Origin of the sequence: Microcystis sp. LE19-10.1B (assembly GCF_027530565.1) — a bacterium.
Lineage (GTDB): Bacteria > Cyanobacteriota > Cyanobacteriia > Cyanobacteriales > Microcystaceae > Microcystis > Microcystis aeruginosa.
This window is the reverse complement of sequence record NZ_JAPZQM010000268.1, coordinates 1-5,075: the sequence shown is the minus strand read 5'-3', so window position 1 is coordinate 5,075 and position 5,075 is coordinate 1. Positions and strand designations below refer to the sequence as shown.

Here is a 5,075-nt window from a genome sequence, read left to right as displayed (position 1 = left end):
GGGTTTTCCAAAAATATTTTTGTTGGGTTGTTGGTGTTTTGTGTTTTGGTTTTTGTTTTTGTGGTTTTGGTGTTTTGGTGTTTTGGTTTGGGGGTTTTGGGTTTGGGGGTTTGGGGTAGGGTTGATTCATGAATCAACCCTACTATGAATCAACCCTAGGGTTTGGGGATAAGGAGAAAAATCTATGGATAATAGCGCACAAAACTGGTACATTGTTCAGGAAAATACGGGAATTTGTCAGATTATAGCCCTAGAAAACGGAAAAACCCCAGTCAATGGTCAATACTGGGGTCCTTTTGCCGAGCGGGGAGAAGCGATCGCCCGTCGGGTGGGTTTAATTCGAGCGGGCAAATGTCAACCTATTGTTTAGCGGTATTGGTGGGCGTTTTTTTGCCTTCAGTGATTTCTTTTTCCAAGATTTCAAAAGCCTTCTTGAATTGAGGATCTTGGAAAGTTCCCACCCGATCCCGTTCCTGTTGAAGATTTTTGCGCTCTTCCTCGCTCAGTTCCGACTCCACATCCGGATGAATACCATCTTTATTGATGTCCCGTCCGTCGGGGGTGAGATACTTGGCAATTGTCACCGCTAATCCCGAACCGTCACTAAGACTGCGTACCGATTGCACTAATCCCTTACCAAAGGTTTTCGTACCGACAATAACCGCCCGATCATGATCCTGTAAAGCTCCGGAGAGAATTTCACTGGCACTGGCGGAACCACCATCGACGAGGACAACCAGCGGTTTATTAGTCAAAGCTTGATTGTTAGCCCGTTGACGTTCCGTCACTCCTTTGCGATCAACCGTAGAGACAATTAAACCATCAGGTATCCACATCCGAGCGATTTCGATACTGGCGTAGAGTAAACCGCCGGGGTTAGAACGCAGATCGAGAATATAACCTTTCACCTCTTCGGCTTCCAATTCGCGAATCGCTTGACTCATATCGCCACTAGCTTGGGCGCTAAATTGATTAAGACGGATATAACCGATTTTACCGATCGGGGTGTTTTCCGTGTGGGCGCGCACCGGGTGAATTTCAATTTTGGCCCGGGTAAGAGTCAATTCTTTTTTCTCCTCACCCCGTTGAATCGTGATCTTAACGCTTGTCCCCACTTTGCCGCGGATCATGCTCACCGCTTGCTCCAGTTCCATGCCTTCGGTAGATTTACCATCGATAGCGATAATCACATCTTTGGGCAGCACACCAGCTTTAGAAGCGGGAGTATCTTCAATGGGTGAAACCACGACTAACTGCTTAGTTTTCTCATCTTTGGTCAGTTGAATCCCTACCCCGGTCAATTCTCCCGATGTATCGATCTTCATATTGTTAAACTCTTTGGGATCCATAAAACGGGTATAGGGATCATTGAGAGTTTTCAACATCTCGCGGATAGCGGTGTATGCTTCCTCTTGATTTTTGTAGGAACGATTTAAATACTGATTGCGGATGGCGTTCCAGTCCGATTGATTAAAAGTGCCATCTAAATAAGTGCGGTTGATGATCTGCCAAACCTCATCAACGGTTTCCTTGGGACTTTCCTGAAAAAAAGCTTGACTTTGGGAGAGACGGAATCCCGCCCCCGTGACGGCGACGGTAGACAGGACCACTGCTGTAGCACCGAGAACAAGTCCGCGTTTGTTGATAACCATAGGTAATTTTCGGATAAATTAGGCTGTTCTTGCCAGAACGCTCTTTCTGGCTGACCGTCGAAATATCTTGGCAAAAAGGAGCGTTTAGGTTTACTGGAGACAGACAAAAGAACGCCTGTAGACTACTACTGTTATAACATTTATTATCTCTTTCTTTGTCAAACTGGTTATTTGAGTAGCGATCGAGTTGCCAGCAGCCCACCTCGCGACCTAAGATAACAGCAAAACTGTCCTAGATTTTCCCTATGAGTGATCAAATCCTTTCTTCCCTCTCCCTAGAACAAAAACGACAAAACCTGCGCCACCAAAGGCGATCGAAGGTGTGGCAAGCCTTGGGTCGCTTTCTGGTGGTTAGTGGTTTAGCGACGGGATTAGCTTGGGGGATGACTTCACCCTATTGGACAATTACCAAGGCCGGACAGGTGGAAATCGCAGGCACGGAATTAATGTCGCCCGAGTCGATTCGTGCTTGGCTAAAATTAAGCTATCCTCTGTCTCTCTGGGAATTACCCACCCATCAATTACGAGAAAAATTAGCGGCTATTCCCGCTATTGCCGACGTTAAGATCGAGCGGCAATTATTACCCCCGAAAGTGATTGTTTCTATTCAAGAAAGAAAACCTGTTGCCCGTTGGCGTTCCCATCAACAGCAAGGCTTTTTAGATGCCACCGGAACGATAATTCCTCAAAGCTATTATGGTCGAACTCTGCCCAAAAACCAATTACCTAGCCTAGAAGTGCTTGGTTACGACCGACAATATCAACAACAGTGGCAAAAAATTTATCCCTTAATTGATAACTTATCAATTAAAGTTACCGCCATCGATTGGCGCAATCCTAGTAATCTTGTACTAAAAACCGAACTGGGACAGGTCTATTTAGGTTTTTATAAAGATAGATTGCCCGAAAAATTAACCGCTCTCGTACAATCGCGGTCATTGTCATCCAAGATACCTCTAGCGCGAATTATCTACATTGATCTGAGCAATCCCGATGCTCCCACTGTACAATTAAAACCGCAGCCAGCCCCTATGGTTGCCAAAGTAACGGCAACTGGTAGGGATTAACTGGAATTGATCAGCAAATAACCGCAATTATTCCCTTTATGTATTGCCAAAAACCCCAAATTATGATTTTCTGAACCAGAAACTGATAATGTAGATACTGGAACCGACATAATATTAGTGATAGTGTTAACATTGCATCTCTGATTCATCAAACCAATAACAGAATCTTGTACTAAGAGTGTTCCAATTCCAATGACATCGATTAATGAAATCGTTCCCACCTATCCCAATCTGAACAGTAACGATTATGCCAGTTCAGCCATGAGCGAAGATAATCATTACTCTCAGAATAATGCTGGAGTATTATTTACTCGCCCCCATGAATCACAGATGACACCCCGAGAAGAAAGTCGTAGTAATCGCATCGTGCCAAGTAATGTCGCCAAGATCAAGGTGATCGGGGTCGGCGGTGGGGGCTGTAACGCCGTTAACCGCATGATCGCCAGTGGCGTGACTGGAATCGAATTTTGGGCAATTAACACCGACGCCCAAGCCCTGGCCCACTCCTCCGCCCCCCAGAGGTTACAAATCGGGACAAAATTAACCCGCGGCCTAGGGGCGGGGGGCAATCCGGCGATCGGACAGAAAGCGGCGGAAGAATCTCGGGATGAAATAGCCCAAGCATTGGAAGGAACCGATCTAGTCTTTATTACCGCCGGCATGGGCGGCGGCACGGGAACGGGGGCCGCTCCAATTGTGGCCGAAATTGCCAAAGAAATCGGCTGTTTGACCGTGGGAGTTGTGACTCGTCCCTTTACCTTCGAGGGTCGTCGTCGCACTAATCAGGCCGATGAGGGGGTGGGGGGTTTACAAAGTCGGGTCGATACCCTGATTATTATCCCCAATAACCAGTTATTACAGGTGATACCCGCCGACACTCCCCTACAGGAGGCTTTTCGGGTCGCTGATGATGTGCTGCGCCAAGGGGTACAGGGGATCTCGGATATTATCACTATCCCCGGTCTGGTGAATGTGGATTTCGCCGATGTGCGGGCAGTGATGGCCGATGCGGGTTCGGCCCTAATGGGCATCGGCATCGGTTCCGGAAAATCTCGGGCTAAGGAAGGAGCGATCGCTGCTATTTCCTCGCCGTTACTGGAATCCTCGATCGAAGGTGCGAAAGGCGTAGTCTTTAACATCACCGGCGGTCAAGATCTAACCCTACACGAAGTCAATGCCGCCGCCGAAATTATCTATGAAGTGGTTGATCCCAACGCTAATATCATCTTCGGGGCAGTAATTGACGAGAAAATGCAGGGAGAAGTCAGAATTACCGTCATTGCCACCGGTTTTTCCGGCGATTCCCCCTCTCGTCCCACCGGTAGCAAGGTGGTGATCAATGCCCCCGCACCCAGTCCGGCCCCGACTCCCGAACCACCAAAACCGGCGGGATTAGATATCCCCGAATTCTTGCAACGTCGTCGTCCTTTTGATCGCTAACCTCCTATGACTGCCATTGCCCTCACCATCGCCGGTTCCGATAGTGGTGGCGGCGCGGGAATTCAAGCTGATTTGAAAACCTTCGCCTTCCACCGAGTTCACGGCACCAGCGCCCTTACCTGCGTTACCGCCCAAAATACCCTAGGGGTCGAGCGCGTCGAGTCCCTAAGTCCAGAAATGGTCACGGCCCAAATCGATGCCGTGGTCAGGGATATGTCTGTGTCAGCGGTTAAGACAGGAATGCTGTTCAGCAGCGAGATTATCGAAGCAGTGGCCGAGGCGATCGAGCGCTGGCGTTTAATCAGTTTAGTGGTGGATCCGGTTATGGTTTCGCGGGTAGGAGCCAAATTAATTGATGATCGGGCTATAGATAGTCTTTTTGATAGTTTAATTCCTCTGGCTTCGATTATTACCCCTAATCGTTACGAAGCACAGCTTTTAAGTGGCATTGAGATCAATGATTTTGAGACGATGAAAGCGGCCGCCGAAATTATTTTCCAGAAGTCGGCCACACCAGTATTAGTGAAGGGGGGAGGCATGAAAGGGCGGCTGCGTGGGGTTGATATCTACTTTGATGGGGAAGAATGGGAAACTTTTAAGACCAGAAGCGTCGAAACCAATAACACTCACGGGACTGGTTGTACCCTATCGGCAGCGATCGCGGCTAACCTCGCTTTGGGTGATGACCTGAAAATAGCGGTGAAAAAAGCCAAGGATTACGTTACTAACGCCCTCGATCATTCCCTCGCTATCGGTCAAGGAACCGGTCCTGTGGGCAGCAATTCCAAATTCAGAATGTAGCAAGGAATACAGAATACAAAACGCTTTTGCCCTGTAGCTCCCCATCCAAAATCAAGAAGAATTAACGCGAGTAACAGGGATGGCCTCATCGAGCATAAAGTCTAAAAGGTGGTGC

General features: G+C 48.1%; 5 protein-coding genes. 4 read left to right on the top strand and 1 reads right to left on the bottom strand.

Going from position 1 to position 5,075, the window contains the following annotated elements; genetic code table 11:
* Window positions 1-184: 184 nt before the first annotated feature.
* On the top strand, window positions 185-370 hold the full coding sequence (locus O9332_RS09750) for a hypothetical protein (RefSeq protein WP_002736073.1): 186 nt from the start codon (window positions 185-187) through the stop codon (window positions 368-370).
* Here the strand turns inward: O9332_RS09750 and ctpC are convergent.
* On the bottom strand, window positions 360-1,652 hold the full coding sequence (gene ctpC / locus O9332_RS09745) for a carboxyl-terminal processing protease CtpC (protein ID WP_288025175.1): 1,293 nt from the start codon (window positions 1,650-1,652) through the stop codon (window positions 360-362). The genes O9332_RS09750 and ctpC overlap by 11 nt on opposite strands.
* Window positions 1,653-1,897: 245 nt before the next feature.
* Between ctpC and O9332_RS09740 the strand changes: the two genes are divergently transcribed.
* The 3 genes from O9332_RS09740 to thiD all read left to right on the top strand — a co-directional run bounded on the left by O9332_RS09740 (window position 1,898) and on the right by thiD (window position 4,960).
* A complete protein-coding gene (locus O9332_RS09740) occupies window positions 1,898-2,719 on the top strand; it encodes a cell division protein FtsQ/DivIB (RefSeq protein WP_288025172.1) in 822 nt (273 codons plus the stop codon).
* Window positions 2,720-2,911: 192 nt separating this feature from the next.
* Window positions 2,912-4,159 carry a cell division protein FtsZ gene (gene ftsZ, locus O9332_RS09735; RefSeq protein ID WP_061430136.1) on the top strand — a complete coding sequence of 416 codons (1,248 nt, stop codon included), beginning with the start codon at window positions 2,912-2,914 and terminating at the stop codon, window positions 4,157-4,159.
* Between the two features lie 6 nt (window positions 4,160-4,165).
* Window positions 4,166-4,960 (top strand): bifunctional hydroxymethylpyrimidine kinase/phosphomethylpyrimidine kinase, encoded by a 795-nt coding sequence (gene thiD / locus O9332_RS09730; RefSeq protein ID WP_288025169.1) that lies wholly within the window; start codon window positions 4,166-4,168, stop codon window positions 4,958-4,960.
* Window positions 4,961-5,075 lie beyond the last annotated feature (115 nt).